26 protein-coding genes and 2 tRNA genes are annotated in these 23,063 nt (G+C 39.3%); 15 read left to right on the top strand and 13 right to left on the bottom strand.

Annotated features, from left to right (window positions below; all coding sequences use genetic code 11):
- Positions 1-5: 5 nt before the first annotated feature.
- The 3 genes from EWE74_RS03000 to EWE74_RS02990 are packed head-to-tail and all read right to left on the bottom strand — an operon-like array spanning position 6 to position 3,338.
- On the bottom strand, positions 6-1,175 hold the full coding sequence (locus tag EWE74_RS03000) for a glycosyltransferase family 4 protein (protein WP_130140043.1): 1,170 nt from the start codon (positions 1,173-1,175) through the stop codon (positions 6-8).
- Positions 1,156-2,163, bottom strand: coding sequence for a lysylphosphatidylglycerol synthase transmembrane domain-containing protein (locus tag EWE74_RS02995; RefSeq protein ID WP_130140042.1), 1,008 nt, complete (start codon positions 2,161-2,163; stop codon positions 1,156-1,158). Before EWE74_RS02995 ends, EWE74_RS03000 begins: the two co-directional genes overlap by 20 nt.
- A complete protein-coding gene (locus EWE74_RS02990; protein ID WP_130140041.1) occupies positions 2,163-3,338 on the bottom strand; it encodes a glycosyltransferase family 4 protein in 1,176 nt (391 codons plus the stop codon). Before EWE74_RS02990 ends, EWE74_RS02995 begins: the two co-directional genes overlap by 1 nt.
- 198 nt (positions 3,339-3,536) lie before the next feature.
- Here EWE74_RS02990 and EWE74_RS02985 point away from each other — a divergent pair, with 198 nt between their 5' ends.
- Positions 3,537-4,496, top strand: a complete 960-nt coding sequence (locus EWE74_RS02985; RefSeq protein ID WP_130140040.1) for an endonuclease/exonuclease/phosphatase family protein — start codon at positions 3,537-3,539, stop codon at positions 4,494-4,496.
- A 19-nt stretch (positions 4,497-4,515) separates the two neighbouring features.
- Here EWE74_RS02985 and EWE74_RS02980 read toward each other — a convergent pair whose 3' ends face one another.
- Positions 4,516-4,761: a hypothetical protein gene (locus EWE74_RS02980; protein WP_130140039.1), complete on the bottom strand. Its 246-nt coding sequence runs from the start codon at positions 4,759-4,761 to the stop codon at positions 4,516-4,518.
- Positions 4,762-4,863: 102 nt separating this feature from the next.
- On the opposite strand from EWE74_RS02980, the gene EWE74_RS02975 reads away from it, so the two are divergent.
- From EWE74_RS02975 to EWE74_RS02965, 3 genes are all read left to right on the top strand, one after another.
- Positions 4,864-5,337, top strand: coding sequence for a DUF2383 domain-containing protein (locus EWE74_RS02975; protein WP_130140038.1), 474 nt, complete (start codon positions 4,864-4,866; stop codon positions 5,335-5,337).
- Between the two features lie 79 nt (positions 5,338-5,416).
- Positions 5,417-5,794 carry a hypothetical protein gene (locus EWE74_RS02970; RefSeq protein WP_130140037.1) on the top strand — a complete coding sequence of 126 codons (378 nt, stop codon included), beginning with the start codon at positions 5,417-5,419 and terminating at the stop codon, positions 5,792-5,794.
- A gap of 74 nt (positions 5,795-5,868) precedes the next feature.
- Positions 5,869-6,825 carry a helix-turn-helix transcriptional regulator gene (locus tag EWE74_RS02965; protein ID WP_130140036.1) on the top strand — a complete coding sequence of 319 codons (957 nt, stop codon included), beginning with the start codon at positions 5,869-5,871 and terminating at the stop codon, positions 6,823-6,825.
- A 65-nt stretch (positions 6,826-6,890) separates the two neighbouring features.
- Here EWE74_RS02965 and EWE74_RS02960 read toward each other — a convergent pair whose 3' ends face one another.
- Positions 6,891-7,364 carry a DinB family protein gene (locus EWE74_RS02960; protein ID WP_130140035.1) on the bottom strand — a complete coding sequence of 158 codons (474 nt, stop codon included), beginning with the start codon at positions 7,362-7,364 and terminating at the stop codon, positions 6,891-6,893.
- Between the two features lie 172 nt (positions 7,365-7,536).
- On the opposite strand from EWE74_RS02960, the gene EWE74_RS02955 reads away from it, so the two are divergent.
- Positions 7,537-7,624: transfer RNA gene (locus tag EWE74_RS02955), tRNA-Ser, on the top strand.
- Positions 7,625-7,681: 57 nt separating this feature from the next.
- Here the strand turns inward: EWE74_RS02955 and EWE74_RS02950 are convergent.
- Positions 7,682-7,912, bottom strand: a complete 231-nt coding sequence (locus EWE74_RS02950; RefSeq protein WP_130140034.1) for a hypothetical protein — start codon at positions 7,910-7,912, stop codon at positions 7,682-7,684.
- Between the two features lie 274 nt (positions 7,913-8,186).
- Here EWE74_RS02950 and EWE74_RS02945 point away from each other — a divergent pair, with 274 nt between their 5' ends.
- Positions 8,187-8,546 (top strand): DUF2200 domain-containing protein, encoded by a 360-nt coding sequence (locus EWE74_RS02945; protein WP_130140033.1) that lies wholly within the window; start codon positions 8,187-8,189, stop codon positions 8,544-8,546.
- 134 nt (positions 8,547-8,680) lie between these two features.
- Positions 8,681-8,757: transfer RNA gene (locus EWE74_RS02940), tRNA-Ala, on the top strand.
- A 45-nt stretch (positions 8,758-8,802) separates the two neighbouring features.
- Here EWE74_RS02940 and EWE74_RS02935 read toward each other — a convergent pair.
- A complete protein-coding gene (locus tag EWE74_RS02935; RefSeq protein ID WP_130140032.1) occupies positions 8,803-9,336 on the bottom strand; it encodes a lipocalin family protein in 534 nt (177 codons plus the stop codon).
- A gap of 121 nt (positions 9,337-9,457) precedes the next feature.
- Here EWE74_RS02935 and EWE74_RS02930 point away from each other — a divergent pair, with 121 nt between their 5' ends.
- A complete protein-coding gene (locus EWE74_RS02930) occupies positions 9,458-9,922 on the top strand; it encodes a DUF4268 domain-containing protein (RefSeq protein WP_130140031.1) in 465 nt (154 codons plus the stop codon).
- Here the strand turns inward: EWE74_RS02930 and EWE74_RS02925 are convergent.
- Both EWE74_RS02925 and EWE74_RS02920 read right to left on the bottom strand, forming a co-directional pair.
- Positions 9,915-10,883: a bile acid:sodium symporter family protein gene (locus EWE74_RS02925; protein ID WP_130140030.1), complete on the bottom strand. Its 969-nt coding sequence runs from the start codon at positions 10,881-10,883 to the stop codon at positions 9,915-9,917. The genes EWE74_RS02930 and EWE74_RS02925 overlap by 8 nt on opposite strands.
- 74 nt (positions 10,884-10,957) lie before the next feature.
- On the bottom strand, positions 10,958-12,166 hold the full coding sequence (locus EWE74_RS02920; RefSeq protein WP_223857509.1) for a pyridoxal phosphate-dependent aminotransferase: 1,209 nt from the start codon (positions 12,164-12,166) through the stop codon (positions 10,958-10,960).
- A 141-nt stretch (positions 12,167-12,307) separates the two neighbouring features.
- On the opposite strand from EWE74_RS02920, the gene EWE74_RS02915 reads away from it, so the two are divergent.
- Complete coding sequence (locus EWE74_RS02915) at positions 12,308-13,264, top strand: N(4)-(beta-N-acetylglucosaminyl)-L-asparaginase (protein WP_317125932.1); 957 nt, start codon at positions 12,308-12,310, stop codon at positions 13,262-13,264.
- Between the two features lie 2 nt (positions 13,265-13,266).
- On the top strand, positions 13,267-13,938 hold the full coding sequence (locus EWE74_RS02910; RefSeq protein WP_130140029.1) for a copper homeostasis protein CutC: 672 nt from the start codon (positions 13,267-13,269) through the stop codon (positions 13,936-13,938).
- A gap of 50 nt (positions 13,939-13,988) precedes the next feature.
- On the opposite strand, the gene EWE74_RS02905 is transcribed toward EWE74_RS02910, so the two are convergent.
- The 3 genes from EWE74_RS02905 to leuS all read right to left on the bottom strand — a co-directional run bounded on the left by EWE74_RS02905 (position 13,989) and on the right by leuS (position 18,204).
- Positions 13,989-14,717: a DUF3307 domain-containing protein gene (locus tag EWE74_RS02905; protein WP_130140028.1), complete on the bottom strand. Its 729-nt coding sequence runs from the start codon at positions 14,715-14,717 to the stop codon at positions 13,989-13,991.
- Positions 14,714-15,304 (bottom strand): hypothetical protein, encoded by a 591-nt coding sequence (locus EWE74_RS02900; RefSeq protein ID WP_130140027.1) that lies wholly within the window; start codon positions 15,302-15,304, stop codon positions 14,714-14,716. The genes EWE74_RS02905 and EWE74_RS02900 overlap by 4 nt, the downstream gene beginning before the upstream one ends.
- Positions 15,305-15,420: 116 nt before the next feature.
- Entirely contained in the window at positions 15,421-18,204 is a 2,784-nt protein-coding gene (gene leuS / locus EWE74_RS02895) for a leucine--tRNA ligase (RefSeq protein ID WP_130140026.1), read from the bottom strand.
- Between the two features lie 202 nt (positions 18,205-18,406).
- Here leuS and EWE74_RS02890 point away from each other — a divergent pair, with 202 nt between their 5' ends.
- The 5 genes from EWE74_RS02890 (at position 18,407) to EWE74_RS02870 (ending at position 22,158) form a co-directional block, all read left to right on the top strand.
- Complete coding sequence (locus EWE74_RS02890; RefSeq protein WP_130140025.1) at positions 18,407-19,285, top strand: cell division protein FtsX; 879 nt, start codon at positions 18,407-18,409, stop codon at positions 19,283-19,285.
- A 112-nt stretch (positions 19,286-19,397) separates the two neighbouring features.
- A complete protein-coding gene (locus EWE74_RS02885) occupies positions 19,398-19,640 on the top strand; it encodes a DUF3098 domain-containing protein (RefSeq protein ID WP_130140024.1) in 243 nt (80 codons plus the stop codon).
- Positions 19,641-19,642: 2 nt separating this feature from the next.
- Positions 19,643-20,437 (top strand): undecaprenyl-diphosphate phosphatase, encoded by a 795-nt coding sequence (locus tag EWE74_RS02880; RefSeq protein WP_130140023.1) that lies wholly within the window; start codon positions 19,643-19,645, stop codon positions 20,435-20,437.
- Positions 20,438-21,175, top strand: coding sequence for a tRNA pseudouridine(55) synthase TruB (gene truB, locus EWE74_RS02875; RefSeq protein WP_130140022.1), 738 nt, complete (start codon positions 20,438-20,440; stop codon positions 21,173-21,175).
- A gap of 5 nt (positions 21,176-21,180) precedes the next feature.
- Positions 21,181-22,158: a bifunctional riboflavin kinase/FAD synthetase gene (locus tag EWE74_RS02870; RefSeq protein ID WP_130140021.1), complete on the top strand. Its 978-nt coding sequence runs from the start codon at positions 21,181-21,183 to the stop codon at positions 22,156-22,158.
- A 1-nt stretch (position 22,159) separates the two neighbouring features.
- On the opposite strand, the gene ispE is transcribed toward EWE74_RS02870, so the two are convergent.
- A complete protein-coding gene (ispE, locus tag EWE74_RS02865; RefSeq protein WP_130140020.1) occupies positions 22,160-22,975 on the bottom strand; it encodes a 4-(cytidine 5'-diphospho)-2-C-methyl-D-erythritol kinase in 816 nt (271 codons plus the stop codon).
- Between the last annotated feature and the right edge of the window lie 88 nt (positions 22,976-23,063).

The following is a 23,063-nucleotide window of genomic DNA, read 5'->3' as shown; positions in this document are numbered from 1 at the left end:
AGAGGCTAAAAGCCTCTTTTTTTATGTTGACACAACCTCTTAAATAATACGGCATAATCATTTACCATTTTGTCCCAACCGAAATGATTTAATGTGTACTTACGAAAAGCATACCGCTGCTGCCCTTCCGTATCCCACCGGTGTTGGATTGCTTGCGACCAAGCCTCTGCATTCTCCGGTTCCACCTGTATGCCATTTTTTTGGTGTTGTATAGCATCTGTAATTCCATCCAGTGCTGACGCCAGCACCAATGCCCCACAGGCACTTGCTTCCAGACATACCAGACCAAACCCCTCCATATCGCCTTCAACTTTAATATTAGGCATTAAGAATGCCTCGGCATGACTCAACAGAATTTCTACCTCTTCCAACGGTAATTTGCCTAGATGCGTGATCTTTTTGTCATATGCAGGATCGTTTAATAAAGTACATAGCGCTGCTTGGTCTGAAGGATAGCCCATAAAAAGCATATATAGGGTGCGACACCTCTCCGGTAAACCCGCCAACAGTTTGTCTACTTTTGATGGCTCTTTAGACAATGGACCAGCCATGACTAAATGATATTCTTCCGGAAGCAACGGAAGTACCTCACGAATAAACCACGAAAAACCCTTTCGCTTAACAGGCCTACCTAATGTTACTAAAATTTTACGATGAGCCGGCAAATGATATTTGTGCCGAAACTGTTCCCAATCCTCGATATTATTTTTCGGTTCCAACTGATGATCAATACCATTTGCGATAACCGAAACCTTCTTTTTGTCTATCCCGCGTCTGATAGCCGCGGTAGCCGTTGCATGACTGACTGCGACGATATGATCGTATCGATTAAATCGCGGTAAAATGAAACGTTGATAGACCTTAAGTGGAAAGACGACATCTAACCCGTGGAGCGTAACGACCCTACGCAGATGCGTATAGCCTACATGCCAGAGGCCAACAGCCGCTATCAACCCATCATTAAAATGTATTATACCGATCTTAGGGTATCGATGTATCATCGATAGGATACGTCCATTTAATTTGCGAAAAAACTGAAAGTAGCTTTCTTCCCCTGTATAAACAATTTTTCGTACAATGGCGTGTGCATGCATGCCTTCAATCAGCTCATAACTTTGCTTTTCCATCCCTCCAGTAGCAGGTGGATACTTGTGACTAACGAACAGTATTTCCATGTTTGAAAATGCTAAGCGTATCGGTTTTGCGGACAAAAACATAACAGATTACCCCCACTAATATCCAACATATTTGACGAGCACGGCGCAATATCGATACAGTTATCCATACGGTAGACCCCTGAATACTTATACTCGCCAACAGTATCTTATTACCTAATTCCTCTATCCCTAACTGCCCTGGTATAAATGCACCGACGCTTTTAAAGATCATGACGCCCATATCCATCCATACGCTATGCATTAACGGTACATCGTAGTTCAGAAAACGAAGGATAAAATAAAATTCCAGGCCTCCTATCAACCAATGTAAAAAAAAGAAAAAGTAAGACCACCAAAAGAGCTTTGTGTGATGCTGAAAAAAATATCGTGTTTGCACGGCTAAACTACGAATAACCTTACAGAGGCGTTGCCATAAATTAAAAGAGCCTACCTCTTGCGTCTCAACTGTACTCCGCTTTTGATGTAGCAGATAGAAAAACAATATTTTTAATGAAAGTAATAATGCAATCAGTATGCATAAACCATATAGCCAAAACGCTTGTCGTGAATTATCCATGATAACCACTAACCAACAAAGAGATAAGATGAAAAGCAGCAGTTGTGATAATATGGCGGTAACACGTGACACGACAACAGATGTTGATGCATTGCTGTTTGAAATGGAGTAGGATTTCAATAGTTCGTTCTTGAGCATATCCCCTCCGACGACGCTCGACGGGTTATAAAGCCCTACCGTTTCGCCAATTTGCCTAATTCCAAAAAGCTGCCCTAAAGAAATGCGAGTACGTTCTGATCCTAAACAAATCCACCAACCTATTGTACCGAGCATATACGCTATAAGAGTGATCAATAGAATGACAAAAAAACCCGATCCAATTTTCCGAAGCTCAGCCAAAACGATCGCGAAATCCACCTGAACAATAAATATTGCTATGGGAACAACGATACAGGCAAACATTAAAATTTTAAGGCTTTTCTTGTACATTAGCAAGCTTCCCAGACAATATTTTTGTTGGATTGCAATCCTAATCGCGTCACTTCGTCAAAATAGCGATCTACCAGGTTTTTCCAGTCTAATTTTTCCGTGTAAGCGATTCCGGTGTCACTGATAAATTTATGTAACGTCGGATCTGCGAGCAACATCCTGATATAAATAAGAAAATCCTCTGCAGACCTAGGCAGACATTTATAGCCAGTTTGTCCGTGTCGTACCAAATCTGCACTTCCTCCGCCATCAGCGATAACACAGGGAAGGCCAGAAGCCATTGCTTCTACAACCACATTTCCGTAGGTTTCCGAGATCGACGGAAAAACAAAAATATCCGATGAAGCATACAGTTTCGCAAGATCGCTGTGGGATAATGTCCCCAAAAAAATAGCTTCTGGCATTTGCCGTTTCATCTCCTCCCCTGCAGCTCCATCACCCGCCACAATAAAATTATGGGGCAAATGCGATCTCTGAAGCCGTTTATAAATTTCGATCAAAGTTTGTATATTTTTTTCCCACACCAACCTACTGGCAAACAATATATTGGGATTGTCGTTTCCCGTAATATCGCGCACATAAGCCCTATCTCTTTTTTCCGGATTGAAAAGCTTTAAATCAATGCCACGTTGCCATAAGATCATTTTATCTCTTTCTACACCTAGATCCTCCAGCTGTTTTTGCATAGCACAGGACGGTACATAGACCACGTCACAGTTGTTATAAAATCGTCGAGTAGCAGACGTCATCCAGCGTTGCACAGGTTTAATAAGCGTAGGAACCTTCCGAAAATAATAGGGTATATAAGAAAGAAAATTGGTGTGATAAAGACTGATAACCGGAATATTTCGTGATCGCGCATAACGTAAAGCAAAAAAACCCAATAAAGAAGGGGTAGCAATATGGATAACATCCGGCTGGAACGCATCCAATTGTTGCTTAATCTGCCCCTTTACCAACGCCGGCAGACTAATACTGTAGTCTGCATTTAAACCTGTATTGAGCGTGGGTATACGAATCGAGGCATGTCCTTCTATCTCTTCCGGTCCTTTTCCATAAATAAAAAAGAAAGAAAAACGTTCTATATCGATTCGATTGATGATTTGAAACATGGTACGGGCAGCACCATCATATTCTTCAAACAAGATCTCCGCAAAAAAAGCGATTCTTATCATATACTTAGATGTTTGTTTTTACGAAAATAAACATGACATATTTTCTTAATAGAAACTGAATATTAATGATTTATGAAATTTCATATACTTATTTACCTTTAATACATCATTTCCATACGGAAGCATAATAGATGGTTTACAAATATCTAACACTCATGCACTAGCTTTGATGTATAAAAATAAAACCATGCATTCAATATGATATCGCATAGAAAGAAATACTGGCGAAAAGTTTTGTCTGTTTCATTCCTCCCCATTGTTTGTGGTCTTTATTTCACCAAAACCACACACTCCAACACAAATTCTATATCTTATATCGAGGAGCACACAATTGCATTGGAAGAGCGCAGTGAAGGTGAGCTATCCTTATTGACCTATAATGTAGCAGGTCTGCCTGATTTCCTTTCTGCCGCCGTAAATTCACGAGCAAGCAGTATGAAAGAAATTTCTAAAAAAATCAATCGTTTTGATATTGTCAATGTGCAGGAAGATTTCCATTATCATCACGAACTTTATGGAGAGGATAATAGGCATCGTTATCGCACTGAACATAAAATGGCAGTGCCTTACGGCGATGGACTCAATACCTTGTCCAAATACCCAATCCAAGAAACACGTCGTATTCCTTGGCAGCATTGTAATGGCTCAGATTGCTTAGCAGCGAAGGGATTTTCTTTTTCCCGTATCACCATCGCAAAATCAGTCAATGTCGATGTTTACAACATCCATGCTACGGCTCGGGATGACAAATATGCAGCTACCGCCCGACAAAAAAATATCGAACAGTTAGTAGACTATATCACCACGCATTCTGCCAGCAATGCTATTATCGTGATGGGCGATTTTAACGCACATTTTGCAGCTGCCTGGGATAACTTATCATGGTTTACCAAACAGACGGGCGTGCAAGATGTATGGGTCATGCTAATGAAAAATGGAAAATGTCCACTGCCCTATCCCACTTTTGTTCCAAGTGAGAAACTAACGCTAACGGATAGTTGTGAAAGTATCGATAAAATCTTTTTTCGTAATAGCACGTTTATTGAATTTTGTCCTCAAAGATATAAACTGGAAAAGCAATATTTTACCGATGGAAATGATATACCGCTCTCCGATCATTATGCGATATCGTGTATCCTACAGTGGAAGAAAAAATAACATTTATGTTTGTTACATATCAATCTACTTTCGTCAACTCGGCAATCAACTCGTGTGTTTTTTCTTGAATCTCTTTCGGAAGCAACTGAAATATCTCCTGATCTAGGCTTAATAACTTCTCTTTCTCATATATCTCCGGCTTAAAAAAACAATCGCGTAACGAATTTACTTTTGATTCCTCCGATGTGAAATATGCCCGAAATTCTCCTTCTACTCGCTCTACAATCTTGTCAAGTTGCTCCTTGGTAATTAGACTGGTTTCCATATTGAATTTATATAATTATAAAACTTAAGCGTTAATACTTCTCTTATTAGAAACTGAATCCCGATGAAATTGTTCATAGAATAGACAATATCTTATTTGTTTATGGAAAACAACACAAATACACATGCCACACAGCTGCACGATCTTATTCAGATCCTTACAGAGCGTGTTGAAATTTACCGCGCAATTATTTCTTCTGCTGATGCCAACAAGGATATAGACTTGATAGCGTTTTTGGAAAAATGTATGCAACTAACACAGCAATTCAAATCGGAGCTCAATGGTGTGCTAGCCAAAGAGGATAGTCCATTTTCTGAACGGGAATGGGTGGCCGGCAATCTATATACGCGCTGGCAAGAAGAAAAACCTTCGGTAGAGGCAATCGGACGCGACCAGGTCATCGAAGTCTGCGAAAAAACGGAAAATACATTGCTTCGTATTTTTCAGGAGATTCTTTCTAATGCAGGAAGCTTTACGGAAAGCACGACCGCCATGCTTAAAAGCCAAGCAACGCTTCAACAAGAAATCGTCGAACAAATAAAAGGTGCAACAAAAGCAACAGATCAAGAACGTTAATTTTTGTTAACAAAATGCTAACTGGCATTTCGATTGTAATATATCTGTAACAGTTTTAAGATTTACTAAATTAGATTATATGAAAACGAGTATTAAAATTTTGAGTTTATTGTTTATTACATTTATCGCGTTTAGCTCTTGTAGTAAAGACGATGATCCCGCGGACAATGATTTGTTTTTGGGAAAGTATGAAGGATCAGTTTCTTTTAATAGTTCTGATGACGAAGACGTACCCGAGACAAACGGTTCGGTCACCGTTACAAAAGTCGGCAATAATTATACCTTCAATTTTTCGGACGGTATTCCAACTTTAGGTGATATTACCATGGAAAAAGGCGAAAATAACACGCTCGTCTTTAACGGCGGAGAACTCGGAACCATCCGGATTACAGCATCCAGCTTGAAGATTGCTTATCTAAGAGACGGTCGCACATGGACGGCCGATTGTTCTCGCTAAAAAAGAGACATAAAACGAAAGAAAGCCAATCTAAGATTGGCTTTCTTTCGTTTCAAAATGTTTACTTTTACTGCATGGAGGTTACAAAGCGGTTTAATAGGATTGTTGCTATTTACTTTCAACTGCAGGCAAAACCTATTGTGAAGGCACAGGATCTTGCCGAACAATTTGAAGTTAGCCAACGAACAATTTATCGTGATATAAAAGCACTGGAACAAGCGGGTATTCCCATTTACGGCGAAGCAGGCACAGGCTACGGACTGGTGGAGGGATACCGGTTGCCACCCACTAAATTTTCTAAGGAAGAAATATTAACTCTTGCTGCAGCAGAAAAGTTGATGCAGAAATTTGTAGATCCTGATCTGTTCCGGCATTTTAGTTCTGCACTCAATAAAATCAAAGCCTACCTTCGCTACAACGAGAAGCTAAATGTAACGTTACTGGAAGAAAATATGTTAATGGGCTCGCTAACACATCGATTTAACGAAAACGTACCTTCTGCACTATCCATATTATTTGAAAGTATCGCTCAACATAAAATGGTTAATATGGATTATCAGAGCGGTACGTACAGTACCGCCGTACATCGGGAAATCGAACCCGTAGGTGTATTTCACCAGGGAAACTATTGGTATTTTATCGCTTACTGTCACCTGCGAAAAGATTATCGGCAATTTCGCATCGATCGAATCCAACGAATCCAACTAGCATCTACTCCTTTTACCAGAACGCATAAGTCATTATCACATTATCTAGAAAAAGAAGAACCTGCGCCAACCATAACCATACGAATAGCTGTACCTTTTGCATACGCGCGTTATATGGAATGGGAACGCTCCTATTATGGGTTTGTATCGGAAGAGATAATTGACACGGAGGTTATGATGACCTTCGCCTGTAGAAACATGGAACAGGAGTTTGCCCGCTGGTATCTCATGTTTGCGGATCAAGCACGTATTTTAGAGCCGGAGAAACTCAAAGAACATGTCAAAGCATTACTGGCCAATATTCAGGTTAAATTTACTTCATAAAAAATGCCCCACGTTACTAAAATCACATAGGGCACTTTATCAAATTACAACTCTCGACAATTGCGTTATGGTCTGTCCCAGAAAAAAGGAGGCTCAATACCCAGCGCCCGTAGATACACAAACCCTTGTGCCCGGTGGTGAATTTCGTTGTCAATAAAATATAACAGGTTACTGTATATAGGAAATTTATATTCGCCGAATAAATTATGCACCAAATGAAAGTCTTCTTCCGGAATCTGATTGAACAGCTCAATGATTTTCGGCGTATCTGCATCCCATTTTGCTAAAAGATCTTCTTTTGTGTTCAAAGCTAATTTGTGATTATAAGGTTGATTATCTATTTCTACGATTCCTCGCAGTCCGGGTTCGGCGATGGACAATAATTCCATGATCAATTCCGAAAAAGATCGCATACCCCCTATTGAAAAATCAAAAAGCTCTTTTTCTGGAAATTTTTCCAATGTTCGACGAGTCAGATCGCGATGCCCTAACCAATGTTTCAAAAACTCTTCCTTTGTTAAAATTGCTGTGGTTCCCATACCGTTAAATAATTAAAAATCAATAAATAGTCTTTTATAAATCTTATTACTGTAACAAAATTATGGCATGGAATGACAACTGTATGTCAACAGTCCTTTCATCTTTTCAATTTATTAAAAAAGATTTAAAATTAGGTTTAAAATATAAATATTGTATATTTGCACACCGAAAAGAGAGATGTCTGAGTGGTTGAAAGAGCAGACCTGGAAAGTCTGTATACGGGATGACCGTATCGCGGGTTCGAATCCCGCTCTCTCTGCAAAAAATAAAGCCCGACCCCTATAATAGGTCGGGCTTTATTTTTTGCGAAAGATGCTCAATTTAAACCCGGGCGGTTAATCGTATCCTTACTGTTGTCGCGGTTCAAATTATCTAATGGAACGCCGGAATTATTTTCTAGTTGCTGATCGACAGTATCCGTATCTCTATTTCGTTCTAGATTATTCAACGGGACACCATTATCTTCGATGGGTTGCGAAAGAGAATCGGTCCTATCCGCAGATGATGGTCTTGATCCTCCGTTACAAGCGCTGAATAGTATACTCATCAGTATTATGCTTGCTAAGCAATTTTTTTTCAACATATCTATTTTTATAACTATGCTCATAATGTATATCTTTTTTCTTTAACGTATCGTTAGTCTTCTATATAAGAACATCTTTTATATGAAAAATGTTCGTCTGAATTTATTTTACAATCGTCTTTTTTTGACTTGATGAGACTAACAATAAAATCAACTATGCCCTACTCCTTAGACCTACATTTCGTATATTTAAGCATTTAAGTTTATCAGAGGCGACTGAAACACAAAAAAATCTGAAATGAAAACAACTTCTGAACATAATGAACGAATAGCAAAAATGACATTTGCTTCCGTTTATCCCCATTACGTGATCAAAGTGAAAAACAAAGGTAGAACAATAGAAGAGTTACATCAAGTCATCGAGTGGCTGACGGGATTTGATAACAAAAAACTACAAGAACTTATTGATGAAAACATAACCTTTGAAATATTGTTTGAGAGAGCTAATCTTAACCCTAACGCATCGCTCATAACCGGTGTAATTTGTGGCTATCGGATAGAAGAAATTGAAAACCCCTTAACAAGACAAGTCCGATATTTAGACAAGTTGGTGGACGAACTGGCGAAAGGCAGAAAGATGGAAAAGATTTTAAGGTAATAAATCCTCATGATGATTTTTTCTATTAGGTACGATACACTTTTTTATTTTTAACGGTATGCTGCATGAACTTATTTAACATTCAGTTTGTGAATGCAAAGCATTTTATCTAAGTTTGAATGATTTTAAAAAAAGGGGGATTAGCTCAGCTGGCTAGAGCGTTTGGCTGGCAGCCAAAAGGTCATCGGTTCGACTCCGATATTCTCCACCATCGAAAATAGGCAAGGATTATTATTTAACCCTTGCCTATTTCTTATTATTCCTGTAACGTCCACACCAATTTATCAATCGCATATCCTGAACGTCTAGCATAAGCGAGATACTTCTGCTTAACATCATCCGGTATTGTTTTATCCCGTGATAGTATCCACATATAATCAAGATTTTCGCCGAACACCAAAGCATAACGATAATCATCATCAATCATCACAACGTTATATCCGGAATAAAACGGACCGAAAAAAGAAACCTTCAAAGCCCCCTCCTCTTCTGTTCTAACGAACTTTGCTCTGCCAATGCTTTGCTTATATTTTTCTTTTGCCATATCATATCCCTGATTATTGACCTGGATACTGCTATCGTCATTCAAAGCATAGGTAGCCAGTACATTTTTAAGATTTTTTTCCCAATAAAAATCCATACGGGCAATCTCATACCACTCTCCTAGATATTTTTCCTTCTGGAAACCTTGTACCACCGCTATATTCGATTTAACGGGCTTCAGCAAATTATATAAAGTTGTACCTGCCGCTACTGCTGCCAACAACAATAATGATTTTTTTCTATCCATACAGACTAAACCAAAAAGTGTTATAAAAGTTTGGCTATTAATTGATAGTTTTGGAAAACTTTCATGAGACATCTATGAAGTTTTTAGTAATCACTGGCAGTAACATTTTCAGCAAAAGATATTGTATTCAAAAGAGGAAGCAAAAAAATTAAAAGAGCAGTTTTGGACAAGTTTTGGTCGGTTTATGTCCTTGGTTCCAAATGAAGACGGGTTAAAAATCAATTGGGTTAATTATAAAACAGGCATCAAACATCTTTACTTCCGTATGGAAGCAGACCATAAAACTGCAAAAATTTATGTAGCAATCAGCCATCCAGATGAAGGTATACGGGAATTGATGTTTACGCAATTTAAAGAATACAAAAATGTATTGCATGCCGAACTTGGAGAAGAGTGGATATGGAGTGAAAACCACTATGATGAATACGGCAAAAACACCACTCGTATCGGAATAGAACTCGACAAAAACGTTTCCGTTTTTAAAGCAGAGGATTGGCCTACCTTGATCAATTTCTTCAAACCACGTATTATCGCTTTAGACCAATTTTGGAGTAACGCAAAATATGGGTTTGAACTATTTAAATAGTATCTTCACGATGATATCGTTGTGCTATCACCGTAACGACCAATATCTGAAAAGCATGGAAAATCATTAGCGGCAAAAAATATAGACCTGCGCTAATGGAGTGGGCAAACAGAAATTTTCCAAATACCGACCCGTGAGTCAATGATTTTTTTGAACCACAGAACAAGGCCGTTATACAATCTTCCCTATTGAAGTTGAGGACAAATTTAGCGAACACATAAATCAATCCGTAGACAAGTATAAACAATAGCACTACACCTACAAAAGTCCATAGCAAATATAACTTCCCCATGCTTTCAAACACGCCACTTACAAATGATTCAGCGAAACTACAATAGACAATGAGTAAAATAACGGATTTGTCGAACAACGTTAATTGTCGATTATATCTTAAAGCCCATTTACCCAAATACGGCTGCAATAGTAGCCCTGCAATAACCGGGATAATAATTTCCTTTATCAAACCCCAATACACATCGCCAAAAACATCAATCTCGCCAAAATCAAGAAAAAACTGCATCCATAATGGCGTAATAATCACACCTATCAATCCCGATATACTAGCATTGAAAATCGCGGCCGAAATATTCCCTCGGGCAATGGAAACCATCACCACAGAAGAAGACACTGTGGATGGCAATGCTGCCAAAAAGAAAAAAGAGAGCCAAAAATCGTACTGTAATTCGTTTTGGACAAATGGATAAAATGGTAGTAAGAGCAGCGGAAATAGGACAAAGGTTGCTCCTTGTACCAGTAGGTGAAGTTTCCAATTGCGTAGTCCTACTTTCAATTGTTGGAAACTTAATTTAAGTCCGTAGAAAAAGAAGATCAGGGATACACCGATGCTTGTTGTCAATCCGATTATCTGTCCGCCCTGCCACAGATATAGCTGCGGAAAGTAATAAGCTAAAACAATGAAACAAAATAGAGCCAGAATAAAGCCATCGAATTTCAGTTTCATACAGATCTATATGAAGTAGAGACGCAACATGTTGCGTCTCTACTAATATTTAACATATTCGTAGACAAAAAATGCTAAGAAGACAACCTTCCTAACGCCTCTTTTATCCGCCGAAGAGCCTCCTTCAAGTTTTCATCTGAAGCAGCATACGAAAGACGGATGTAGTTGTTATTTCCAAAAGAATCACCTCCAACCGTTGCGACATGTCCTTCATTGAGCAGATATAGCGCAAGATCTGAGGAATCTTTAATTACATTGCCTTGTGCATCTTTTTTTCCAAAAAACGAACTGATTTCGGGGAAGAAATAAAATGCTCCTTCTGGGAGATTTGTTTTCACTCCCGGAATATCATTCAATAAATCATATACAAGTTGGCGTCTGCGTAAAAATGCTTCTTTCATTTCATTTACGCTTTCCAACCCATCATTATAAGCAATAATACCTGCTCGTTGTGCAATGGAACAAGTCCCAGAAGTCGTTTGTCCCTGTAATTTATCGTTCGCGGCAGCAATTTCCTTATTGGCAGCTATATACCCTAAACGCCAACCTGTCATCGCAAAAGCCTTGGAAAAACCATTTACAATGATAACGCGATCACGGATAGATTCGAATTGGGCGATAGATTCATGTTTGTCGATAAAATTAATATGTTCATAAATTTCGTCAGACAAGATGAAAATATGGGGATATTTCTCGAAAACCTTAGCTAATGCTGCTAATTCTTCCTTGCTATAAACCGAACCTGTTGGATTACAAGGTGAAGAGAACATAAACAATTTTGTTTTCGGCGTAATAGCTGCTTCCAATTGCGCAGCAGTGATCTTGAAATCCGAATCAATATCCGTATCGATAAATACGGATTTTCCTTCTGCCAAAACGACCATCTCTGAATAAGAGACCCAGTATGGTGTAGGGATAATAACCTCATCACCGGGATTGATCAATGTCAAGATAACGTTAGAAAGTGATTGTTTCGCACCCGTAGATACCACAATCTGCGAAGGCTCATAATCCAACCCGTTTTCATTTTTCAATTTGTTCACAATGGCTTGGCGGAGTTCTGGATAACCCGGTACCGGAGAATAACGTGTATAGTTTTCGTCTAGCGCTTTTTTTGCTGCATCCTTCACGTTATCGGGTGTATTAAAGTCTGGCTCTCCTACACTCAAACTAATAACGTTAATACCTTTAGAGGCTAATTCGCGCCCTAATTTTGTCATTTTTAAGGTCGCTGATTCGGATAAATTATTAATCCTATCTGATAAATATGATGTCGTACTCATGATGTTACAAACCTAAATAAAATGCTTTGTATTCACCAATGCCTAGGCTATTTTTTTATGAGTAATTCATTTTTTATAGGGATTTCGTTAGGTTTTTCTAGATTTGTTCATATGGATTCGCGGAGAAAATTTTTAAAAAATATGGGCGTTGGTTCGCTCCTGCTTGGATTACATCCCAGTTATGCCCAACAGCTAAAACCACTACAGAGCCCGATAAACAAACCTATCGTTCTTTCCACTTGGGATTTTGGGTTGAAAGCGAATATAGAAGCGTGGAAAATTCTTTCTACAGGAGGACGTGCATTAGATGCTGTCGAACAGGGAGTACGTTATACCGAAGCTGACGCTACCGAGCGCAGCGTAGGTTACGGAGGGCGTCCGGATAGAGACGGTAAAGTGACGTTGGATGCTTGTATTATGGATGAAAATGCGAATATTGGATCTGTAGCTGCGCTAGAAGGGGTAAAACATGCTATATCAGTAGCCCGGGCAGTAATGGAAAAAACACCACACGTGATGCTCGTTGGCGACGGCGCACAACAGTTTGCACAAGAACAAGGATTTCCATTAGAAAATCTATTAACGGAAGTTTCGGAAAAAGAATGGCGGGAATGGCTCAAAACAGCAAAGTACGAACCTGTTGTCAATATTGAAAACCATGATACCATCGGCATGATTGCATTAGACGCAGACGGCAATCTTTCGGGAGCCTGTACAACCAGCGGCATGGCTTTTAAGATGCATGGACGGGTTGGCGATTCCCCTATTATTGGCGCGGGACTATATGTCGACAACGAAGTGGGGGCAGCTACAGCCACTGGACACGGCGAAGAAGTTGTCCGCACAGTAGGTTCACATCTGGTGGTTGAATTAATGCGCCAAGGTCACACGCCTCAAAAAGCTTGTGAAGAGGCGGTAAATCGAATTATTAATTTCACCAAAAACCGGAAGAAAACATTAGATAACATACAGGTTGGATTTATTGCCCTTAGTAAACAAGGAGAATATGGTGCATATTGTATACATGGCGGATTTAATTATGCGAAGTATGACTATGTCGGAAATGAACTTATATTTTCTCCACATTATCTCAAATAAAGATGCCAAAAATAGAAATTGCCTGTTTTAATATAGAAGCAGCACGGATAGCACAACAATACGGCGCTGACCGTGTAGAGTTTTGTACCAATATGCAAGTCGGTGGGACAAGCCCCGATTTGCAGGAGACAGAAATCGTACGCCGCGAATTAAAAATTACACTCAACGTTATGGTAAGACCCCGAGGTGGTAATTTTGTGTATTCGGATCACGAGTTTACGCAAATGCAAAAAGACATAACCCTATATGATGCATTAGGCGTGGATGGTTTTGTATTTGGTGTACTGGATTCGGCAGGGAATATTGATAGACGACGAAACGGGGCATTAGTTAGATTGGCGGGTGGAAAACCTTGCACTTTTCATAGGGCGTTTGATGAGGTCACGGACAGCATAGAAGCATTAGAAGATATTATCGATTGTGGTTTTACGACAGTCCTCACTTCTGGCTGTGCGCCCAATGTAGATTTAGGAAAGGAGGAATTGAAACGTTTGGTACTGCGAGCTCGTAGTCGTATTGTTATTATGCCTGGCGGAGGTTTACGCTCCACCAATATTGGGCATATTTGGCAGGAAACAGGTACCGAATATTTTCATTCGTCGGCCATCACGGATGGGACAGAAACAGCGGTCGCTGAAGAAGTAGCGGCATTGGTGAAAGCAGTTAAATTATAACTGCTTTTTTATTTAGGCCTATGGAAGATAGTTATTACCCCTTGTGGAAACTATACGAGATACTTCAAGCCTAGCCGTAAACCATAACCGATTGCTATCCCAATAACAAAACTAGCTAAGGTACCTACGAGGATGTATTCCGTAAACTTCGTGTCCTTAGCATTAGTTAAGTCACCAAAACGGAAAATAGATTTTGCGCCCAAAAGAAATCCTATACCCGACAGGAATCCTACCTGTATAAAAAGGACGATCAGCAACCGTTCCATAATACCAATCAGCATCCCGGCGTCGACAAGAGAATTTTTCGGCTTGTTCACAACATCCGCTTCGGACGTCCATTTGCTGAAGAAAACCCTTAACATAATCGGACTAACAAACACCGTTAACACAAAAGCTAAAACATATAATAGGCTTTTTGCAGAAAATAACGTTTCCCAATTGACAGGTAAGCCATATGTATACCATACAACGGCAACCAATGACAGGATATGTAACGTTTGATCTGCTATGAATAACAAAAACGTACGTCGTGGAAATTTTTTCTCAAAATAAATCTTAGCACTATCGATCAACAGATGCACACAGCTTATAAATAATATTATTTGCCATTGGTCGGATAGTTCCGGGATGAAAAACAGGACCAGCAGCATGGTATGCATCGCAATATGTATCAGCAAATAAAGGATGTGATCTTTGCGTTTCTTCACCCAGCTTTTGGGTTGTAAGACGAAATCACCTATAAAATGAGCCAGCAACAGTTTTAAAAATAAAATACTCATAACGCTAACATTTCTTTTGTACAATAGTCCAATGCGCGTTGTATTTTAGCATAGCTCGCTTTTTGCAATTCGGTGCTCACTTGACTTTGATATTTCTTGTCTAATATTTTAGCCAATTCAGCTTGGTTAGCTCCCTCATTCTGGAATGCCGCTTTCACCGTTTCGGCTATATTAGGTGTCCATCGGGTAGTCAATTCTGCGACTAGAGGTAATATCACATTACATACGGCATCAAGCTTGGGATAAGCCGATTTAAAAAATATTGTTTCCTTTTTTAGTTCTTCAAATGCTTCTCCAGAATAAGTAAGTGCGGAACCAAAGGAGTTTTTAATATGCGGGGCATCGTATTCCTTGGTTCCGATACCAATACCAATACGTACATCTAAATTATACGCCAGCATAGCAGCTTTAATATAGACGGTAGCTGTTAATGCATTTTGGCGTGTGAGCTCCGCTTGGAAACTATCTCCTCGAAAAATATCAAATTTATCCGAATATAGTCCTATGGCTTCCTCCAATGCCGGCATCCATACTTTCGGATCTACAGAGCGCGATTTGATTATATCACCTGATATTACAGCTATCATATAACGACTTTTACGTAAAGATAAGTATACAACAGCATATCAGCAAAATTAGTGATAATTAAAATTATCACTAAAAACGATGATAAATCAAAATACCACTAAAAACAGTGATAATATTATACTACAATATTGATAATCTTACCTTTCACAAAAATGACTTTTTTTACGGTCTTTCCATCCAGATAACGCTGTACGTCTACATTTGCTAATACAATTCCCTCTACTGCCTTTGCATCCAAATCCAAAGCCAACGATAGATTCATCTTCATTTTTCCATTAACAGAGACCGGGTAAGCAAATTCTGACTCAACCAAGTAACTAGGATTAAACACAGGATATGGCGCATAGGAGATTGTCCCTGCCTCATTTCCCAGTAATCCCCACAATTCTTCTGTAATATGAGGCGCATAAGGTTGAAGAACAATAATGAGATCCTGTAATATTTTTCGTTTATTACATTTCAAATCAGTCAGCTCATTCACACAGATCATAAACGCCGATACAGAAGTATTGAACGAGAAACGCTCTATGTCCTCTTCTACCTTTTTGATGATTTTATGCAGTGCCTTGTATTCTGCTTTGCTAGGCTCTTCGTCCGATATAGCAAGATTTCCCTGGGCATCATGGAATAAACGCCATACCTTACGTAAAAATTTATATACACCCTCAATACCATTTGTATTCCAAGGCTTTGATTGCTCCAATGGACCTAGGAACATCTCGTAGAGGCGGAGCGTATCGGCGCCATAGGTTTCTATAATGTCGTCCGGATTAACCACGTTGAATTTAGACTTTGACATCTTCTCCACTTCCGTACCACAAATATATTTGCCATTCTCCAAGACAAATTCCGCGTCCGCAAAGTCTGGACGAAAGGCTTTAAATCTTTCCGTATCGAGTATATCATTATAAACGATGTTTACATCAACATGCAATGGAATAGTGTTGTATTTATCTTTTAGACCATATGACACAAAAACATTTGTTCCCTTCCCCTCTTCGTCAAGCACACGATATACGAAGTTAGAACGCCCTTGAATCATCCCTTGGTTGATCAACTTTTTAAAAGGTTCTTCTTCGTTGTGATATCCAAGATCTTTCAGCACTTTGTTCCAGAACCTAGAGTAGAGCAAATGACCCGTAGCATGCTCTGAACCACCGATATATAAATCTACAGCTTTCCAGTAATCTACGGCTTCTTTCGATGCAAAGGTCTGGTCATTTTTGGGATCCATATAGCGAAACCAATACCAGGAAGAACCAGCCCAGCCAGGCATCGTACTCAACTCGTAATCATATTTCCCGTTATACTTCCATCCTTCAGCCCTACCCAATGGAGGTTCACCTGTTTCTGTTGGCAAATACTTGTCTACCTCCGGCAGTAACAAAGGTAACTCCTCCTCTTTTATCAAATAAGGCAATCCATCTTTAAAGTATACGGGTACGGGTTCTCCCCAATAACGCTGACGACCAAAAATAGCATCGCGCATCCGATAGTTTATTTTAGCCCTACCTAAACGGAGCTCTTCCAAACGTCCGATCAATGCGGGTAAAGCTTCACTATACGTCATACCATTGATAAAATCAGCGTTGATATAGCGACCATCTTTAGTAGGATCAGCTTCTTCTTCGATATTTTGTGCATCGGAAATCGGAATGATCGGCAAATTAAAATGTTTTGCAAAAACATAATCCCGTTGGTCACCAGATGGTACAGCCATCACAGCTCCCGTTCCATATCCCGCCAAAACATAGTCTGCAATCCAAATCGGCACGTCCTCTCCAGTCAATGGGTGCTTCGCGTATGAACCTGTAAAAGCACCCGATACCGTTTTGGTATCCGCCATACGATCTAGTTCAGATTTCTTCGCAGTTTTCTCTTTATAAGATTCAATTTCAGCTCGTTGATTATCTGTAGTTAAAGTGTCAACTAATTCATGTTCCGGAGCTAAAACGATAAAAGAGACACCGAAGATGGTATCCACTCGAGTCGTAAATACTTCGATATCTGTATGCAACTGGGGTAGCAGAAATTTTACCGACGCGCCCACCGATTTCCCTATCCAGTTACGTTGCATTTCTACTAAAGGTTCCGGCCAATCCACCGTATCCAATCCGCGGAGCAAACGGTCAGCATATGCTGTAATACGCATTGACCATTGCATCATTTTTTTCTGCTCGACAGGATATCCTCCCCGTTCAGATACACCATTAATAACTTCATCATTTGCCAATACGGTTCCCAAAGCAGCACACCAGTTCACCGTACTTTCCCGCAAATAAGCCAGCCTATATTTTAACAACTCTCGTTGCTGCTCTTCTTCCGAAAAGCCATTCCATTCCGTAGCTGTAAACGTTAATATATCATCATCACAAACTGCTTCAATATCCTCAGAGCCTGAGTCTTTAAACCGTGCTATTAAACTATCAATTGACTCAGCCTTATCCGTTTCTTTATTATACCAAGCATTAAACAACTGCATGAAAATCCACTGTGTCCATTTATAATAATCGGGTTCCGATGTACGCACTTCCCTCGACCAATCGTAGGAAAAGCCGATATTATCCAGTTGCTCTCTATAGCGCTTGATATTTGTTTCCGTCGTAACGGACGGATGTTGTCCCGTTTGAATAGCATATTGTTCAGCAGGTAGCCCAAATGAGTCATACCCCATGGGATGCAATACATTAAAACCTTTTAATCTTTTATATCTAGAAAAAATATCCGACGCAATATAGCCAAGCGGATGCCCTACATGCAATCCGGCACCAGACGGATAAGGAAACATGTCTAACACATAATATTTGGGTTTGTCCGTTGTCTCCGCAGGTTTAAATGTACCGTTCTCCGCCCAAAATTGTTGCCACTTCTTTTCTAACGATTGATGATTGTATTCCATAATAATGATGCTGCTAATCTGAAAGAGATGCGAAAATAGCTATTTTACATCAATTTAGGCATAAAAGTTTCAGAATAGGCAATAAAATGTATATATTGAATGTTAAATGTCTAGGTGCTTAAGCAAATTATTCGGACGAATTGTTTCTTAAATGCACATTATTATTTACTTTCGCATCATAATATTAGATTAAAAAGAGCGTATGTCTACTCACGAAGAAGGTTCACCGAGAAAGAAAACCAAATCTGTTTATGTATCAACGGTCATTAGTATCGCTTTGGTACTGTTGATGACAGGTTTATTAGGCTTGATTCTGGTGCACGCAAAAAATCTATCAAAATACGTCAAAGAGAATATCGTTCTCAATATCATTGTCAACGACAATGTGAATGAGGGAGATGTATTGGCGATGCAAAAGGACCTTGAAAAAGATCCTTATGTATTACGTACGGAATATATCAGTAAGGAACTGGCGGCAAAAAACCTTAAAGAAGACCTCGGAGAGGATTTCGTGGAATATCTGGGACATAATCCGCTGTTGCCTTCTATAGACGTCTACTTAAAAGAACAATATGCCAATACAGACAGCATACAGACTTTTATTCAGAAATCAGCTAAAAACAGCCGCGTAAAAGAGGTGGTTTACCAAGAATCACTTATTGATATGGTTAACAAGAATATCCGTATTATTGGTATTGTGGTGTTAGGCTTCACCATTGTGCTATTAATCATTGCCGTAGCACTGATTAATAATACGATCCGCTTAGCAATTTATTCACAACGGTTTCTTATCAAGAGTATGCAGCTTATCGGCGCAACGAAGAACTTTATTCGTAAACCTTATCTCCTATATGGTATATTCCACGGTTTATTAGGTGCCTTAATTGCTATTTTGTTATTGATATTTACCCTGCAATTTGCCCAAAAGCAAATTCCCGATCTGGTATTTTTACGTAACTGGTATGAATTTGGTGCGATTTTCCTTATAGTAGTTGCGCTAGGGATTGTTATTTCCGGTTTCAGCACTTATTTCGCGGTAACAAAATATCTAAGAGCTAAATCACATAGTTTGTATAGATAGTAAAGTTAAAGAATTAAGGGTTAGAGAGTTAAAAAGTTAAACCATAAATGTATAAAAAGGTGAAATATAAAGGGCAATCGTATTGGTCCAATTAAATTACGAACAACGAAATATGTCAGAAAAAAAACAACATCATACCCCACCGCCAAAATTCGGCTTTGTTTTTGAAAAAATAAACTATCAACTGTTTGTTGCTAGTGTACTTGTGGTTGTTCTAGGGTTCATCCTCATGACAGGCACGGAAGATATTTACAGTTTCACAAAAATAACGCTAGCACCTTTCGTAGTTGTTCTCGGATTCGCATTAGGCTTCGTTGCCATTTTATACAAACCCAAAAACAAAAAAAATAATTAAAAATGACCTATTTTCAGGCGATTGTCTTGGCAATCATTGAAGGATTAACAGAATTTTTACCTGTTTCTTCGACAGGTCACATGATTATCGGAACAGCATTAATGGGCATGGAGCCCTCTCCTTTCGTTAAACTGTTTACCATCGTTATACAACTCGGCACCATCCTTTCCGTGTTAGTTTTATACTATCGAAGATTTTTTAAATCGCTAGACTTTTATTATAAGTTGGTGGTAGCCGCTATTCCCGCTTCTATACTCGGGTTAGTACTCAATGATTTCATCGACTCCCTTTTAGAAAGTCCGTTGATGGTAGCAGTAATGCTGGTCATCGGCGGTATTATCTTATTATTTGTGGACAAATGGTTTAACAGACCTCAAGTCGATAATTCGGACGATATCTCCTACAAACAAGCCTTCATCATCGGTTGGTATCAATGTTTGGCACTGATTCCGGGAACATCACGTTCAGCAAGCACCATTGTTGGTGGTATGACTCAAAGCCTCACACGTAAAGCTGCTGCCGAGTTCTCTTTTTTCTTGGCGATTCCGATGATGTTGGGTGCCTCGGTTGTCAAATTGTATAAATTCATGAAGGAAGGGCATGTTTTAAGCGGTGAGGAAATAAACCTCCTCATTGTGGGTAACGTGGTCGGTTTTATTGTCGCCATTATCGCTATTAAAAGCTTTATCAGCGTATTAACAAAGTATGGTTTTAAAGCATTCGGATGGTACCGTATTATCGTAGGACTCGTGATTATTGGATTATTATTGAGCGGCCATAGTTTGGAAATTATATAAATGACAAACGTAGAAGAAACTCTCTCTTCTCCATTCGATTTTGCAGGAGGTGAGGTTCTATTGGTTGATAAACCTTTAGAATGGACAAGTTTTGATGTGGTAGGTAAACTCCGCAATAGTATGAAACCTCAGAAAATCAAAGTAGGTCATGCCGGAACTCTTGACCCCTTAGCAACGGGGTTATTGATTATTTGTACCGGTAAATTCACGAAAAGAATTGACTCCTTCCAAGCGGAAGACAAAGAATATACCGGTGTCATTACGCTAGGTACAACTACTCCCTCCTACGATTTGGAAACAGCCGTTAATCAAACATTTGATTACACCCATATCACCGAAGCCGATATTTACGAAACAGCACTAAGATTTGCAGGTGAACTTGAACAGTATCCACCTGCCCATTCCGCTATTAAAATAAAAGGTGAGCGTGTATATGAAAAAGCACGGCGCGGAGAAGATGTTGAGTTGAAAGCACGACGTATCATCATTAACAGTTTCGATATAGAGAAAATTGAAATGCCCAACCTATATTTCCGAATCAGTTGCTCTAAAGGCACCTATATCCGCTCTATAGCACATGATTTTGGGAAGGCATTGGGAATAGGCGCCCATCTCAGTAAGCTTAGGCGCACAAAAAGCGGTGATTTTCACGTAGATGATGCCTGGAATTTGCAGGATTTAATTGAAAAAATTAAATTACACAGAACAACGATTCAACAGCAACAAAAAAATAGCTAATTATAGTGAAGATATATAAAAGTTTAGATGAGTTTGAACCACTCTCCAATGCTATCGTAACTATCGGTACATTTGATGGTGTACATATTGGACATCAAAAAATCTTATCCAAATTAAGAGAATGTGCTGCAGAAAGAGATGGTGAAACGATCTTGCTTACTTTTTTTCCGCATCCCCGTCTAATCATTAATCCGGATGATGACAATTTGCGTCTCATTAACGATATAGAGGAAAAGACCCACCGGTTAGCCCTTTCGGGAATCGATCACTTAATCATTACCCCTTTTACACGTGATTTTTCCAATCAGACACCAGAAGAATATATCAGTAACGTCTTGGTCGGGCGACTAGGCACCAAACAAATTGTGATTGGATACGACCATCATTTCGGCAAAGATCGACAAGGGTCTATCAAAGACCTGAAAGAGTTGGCAGAAATATACGATTACACAGTTGAGCAGATCCCTGAACAGGATATTGAGGATGTTGCCGTGTCATCGACCAAAATTCGAGAGTCCTTAATAAAAGGAGACATCGAAACGGCTAATAAATATTTGGGTTATTCATTCGAGTTGACAGGTACAGTCGTCCGTGGCGACCAAATCGGTCGGGAAATCGGTTTCCCAACCGCAAACCTCAACGTACACGAACCACACAAACTTATCCCTGCCTATGGTATTTATGCAGTAGAAGTCGAAATATACGCCAATATGTCCACGGTCCATACCGGTGAGTATGTCACGCCACAGCCCGACCGTATAGCGAAAGGAATGGCGTATATTGGTACACGTCCTACAGTGGATGGCATGAATCGAAAAATTGAGATTAATTTATTGGATTTTAAGGATGATATTTATTCTACCACCCTACGGGTGAAGTTTCTTAAATTCATCCGTCATGATCAATGGTTTGATTCGCTGGAAACCATGCGCAATCAGATTAAAGCGGATGAAAAAAGTATTCGGGAATATTTCGGGATATAATTTAAATCTCTTTCGGATAATAAACCTCGCCTAATCCTTTTAAGGTGGTTAAATCGACAGGCTTCGGAAATATCCCATATACGGCCGATCCAGAACCCGACATCGAAGCATATAAGGCTCCTGCGGCATACAACGTTAATTTAATCTTCCTGATGATTGGATATATATCAAAGATACCCTCTTCAAAATCATTTTTAACATAAAATTTCCAGTCTTGTACGGGAAGCTGCAACACTTCTCTCAAGTCATCGTTGGAGGAATTAGGCTTGACATGTTGATAGGCCTCTGCCGTAGCTATACTTATTTCGGGCTTAACGAGTACTAAAAATTTATCTGACAGGTCTATTGAAATAGGAGAAAAATCTGTTCCGATTCCTTCTGCATAAAGGGGTTTGTTCTGCATAAAAAAGGGGCAATCCGCTCCCAATTTGGCAGCCTCCTCTTCCAACTGTAGAGCTGAAAGTCCAATATTAAATTTCTCGTTCAGCATTTTCAATACAAATGCGCCATCTGACGAGCCTCCTCCTAGTCCTGCTCCAAACGGAATCTGCTTATGCAAATGGATATGTACTGGAGGTAAACTAAATCTTTCTGCGAGCAAGTGATAAGCCTTTAAACACAGATTGTTATCCTCTATCGGTAAATCTAGCCCTGTAATTTCAAGTGTTGTTTTATTAGCAGATTCCGTTGATGTGATTTCTATAATATCGTATAAAGGAAAAGGATAAAATACAGACTCCAATAGATGATAGCCATCGGCACGCTTACCGACAATATTTAGTCCGATATTGATTTTAGCATTGGCAAATGAAATCATAATGCAATATTACTCATTCTTCTTCTTTTTCCTCACGAAAAAGAAGCAAAAAGCTCGTCCTTCGAATGTTTTACATAAGGGATTGTAC

This window comes from Sphingobacterium corticibacterium, assembly GCF_004208525.1.
Taxonomy (GTDB): Bacteria; Bacteroidota; Bacteroidia; order Sphingobacteriales; family Sphingobacteriaceae; genus Sphingobacterium; species Sphingobacterium corticibacterium.
The sequence above is the reverse complement of the archived record's forward strand: the minus strand, read 5'-3'. Positions and strand labels throughout refer to the sequence as shown.

Coding starts and splice junctions, on each gene's coding strand:
- EWE74_RS02990 (WP_130140041.1), bottom strand. CDS start 3,338: ATGATAAGAATCGCTTTTTTTGCGGAGATCTTGTTTGAAGAATATGAT.
- EWE74_RS02985 (WP_130140040.1), top strand. CDS start 3,537: ATGATATCGCATAGAAAGAAATACTGGCGAAAAGTTTTGTCTGTTTCA.
- EWE74_RS02950 (WP_130140034.1), bottom strand. CDS start 7,912: ATGAGTATACTATTCAGCGCTTGTAACGGAGGATCAAGACCATCATCT.
- EWE74_RS02910 (WP_130140029.1), top strand. CDS start 13,267: ATGCCAAAAATAGAAATTGCCTGTTTTAATATAGAAGCAGCACGGATA.
- EWE74_RS02925 (WP_130140030.1), bottom strand. CDS start 10,883: ATGAAACTGAAATTCGATGGCTTTATTCTGGCTCTATTTTGTTTCATT.
- EWE74_RS02890 (WP_130140025.1), top strand. CDS start 18,407: ATGTCTACTCACGAAGAAGGTTCACCGAGAAAGAAAACCAAATCTGTT.
- EWE74_RS02915 (WP_317125932.1), top strand. CDS start 12,308: ATGGGCGTTGGTTCGCTCCTGCTTGGATTACATCCCAGTTATGCCCAA.
- EWE74_RS02995 (WP_130140042.1), bottom strand. CDS start 2,163: ATGTACAAGAAAAGCCTTAAAATTTTAATGTTTGCCTGTATCGTTGTT.
- EWE74_RS02960 (WP_130140035.1), bottom strand. CDS start 7,364: ATGGGAACCACAGCAATTTTAACAAAGGAAGAGTTTTTGAAACATTGG.
- ispE (WP_130140020.1), bottom strand. CDS start 22,975: ATGATTTCATTTGCCAATGCTAAAATCAATATCGGACTAAATATTGTC.
- EWE74_RS02885 (WP_130140024.1), top strand. CDS start 19,398: ATGTCAGAAAAAAAACAACATCATACCCCACCGCCAAAATTCGGCTTT.
- EWE74_RS02900 (WP_130140027.1), bottom strand. CDS start 15,304: ATGATAGCTGTAATATCAGGTGATATAATCAAATCGCGCTCTGTAGAT.
- EWE74_RS02920 (WP_223857509.1), bottom strand. CDS start 12,166: ATGAGTACGACATCATATTTATCAGATAGGATTAATAATTTATCCGAA.
- EWE74_RS02975 (WP_130140038.1), top strand. CDS start 4,864: ATGGAAAACAACACAAATACACATGCCACACAGCTGCACGATCTTATT.
- EWE74_RS02935 (WP_130140032.1), bottom strand. CDS start 9,336: ATGGATAGAAAAAAATCATTATTGTTGTTGGCAGCAGTAGCGGCAGGT.
- truB (WP_130140022.1), top strand. CDS start 20,438: ATGACAAACGTAGAAGAAACTCTCTCTTCTCCATTCGATTTTGCAGGA.
- EWE74_RS02980 (WP_130140039.1), bottom strand. CDS start 4,761: ATGGAAACCAGTCTAATTACCAAGGAGCAACTTGACAAGATTGTAGAG.
- EWE74_RS02880 (WP_130140023.1), top strand. CDS start 19,643: ATGACCTATTTTCAGGCGATTGTCTTGGCAATCATTGAAGGATTAACA.
- EWE74_RS02965 (WP_130140036.1), top strand. CDS start 5,869: ATGGAGGTTACAAAGCGGTTTAATAGGATTGTTGCTATTTACTTTCAA.
- EWE74_RS02970 (WP_130140037.1), top strand. CDS start 5,417: ATGAAAACGAGTATTAAAATTTTGAGTTTATTGTTTATTACATTTATC.
- leuS (WP_130140026.1), bottom strand. CDS start 18,204: ATGGAATACAATCATCAATCGTTAGAAAAGAAGTGGCAACAATTTTGG.
- EWE74_RS02945 (WP_130140033.1), top strand. CDS start 8,187: ATGAAAACAACTTCTGAACATAATGAACGAATAGCAAAAATGACATTT.
- EWE74_RS02905 (WP_130140028.1), bottom strand. CDS start 14,717: ATGAGTATTTTATTTTTAAAACTGTTGCTGGCTCATTTTATAGGTGAT.
- EWE74_RS03000 (WP_130140043.1), bottom strand. CDS start 1,175: ATGGAAATACTGTTCGTTAGTCACAAGTATCCACCTGCTACTGGAGGG.